This window comes from Acinetobacter lwoffii (assembly GCF_024129735.1).
Classification (GTDB): Bacteria; Pseudomonadota; Gammaproteobacteria; order Pseudomonadales; family Moraxellaceae; genus Acinetobacter; species Acinetobacter lwoffii_H.
This window is the reverse complement of sequence record NZ_JAMXXK010000139.1, coordinates 1-203: the sequence shown is the minus strand read 5'-3', so window position 1 is coordinate 203 and position 203 is coordinate 1. Positions and strand designations below refer to the sequence as shown.

At 47.8% G+C, this 203-nt stretch carries 1 tRNA gene; it reads right to left on the bottom strand.

Features of this window, described 5'->3' with window-relative positions:
- Nucleotides 1-112 precede the first annotated feature (112 nt).
- Nucleotides 113-189: transfer RNA gene (locus tag NI469_RS15820), tRNA-Ile, on the bottom strand.
- Between the last annotated feature and the right edge of the window lie 14 nt (nucleotides 190-203).

Sequence of the window (203 nt, the reverse complement as noted above, 5' to 3'; positions counted from 1 at the left end):
CTAGGAGAGTCGAACTCCTGACCTCCTGCGTGCAAAGCAGGCGCTCTACCAACTAAGCTAAGTCCCCAGCTTATCAATAAGTCAATGTATCTTTTCTTCTGTAGTCAGATAGTGGTGGGTCTGACAAGACTTGAACTTGTGACCCCACGCTTATCAAGCGTGTGCTCTAACCAACTGAGCTACAGACCCTCAGATACATCGTA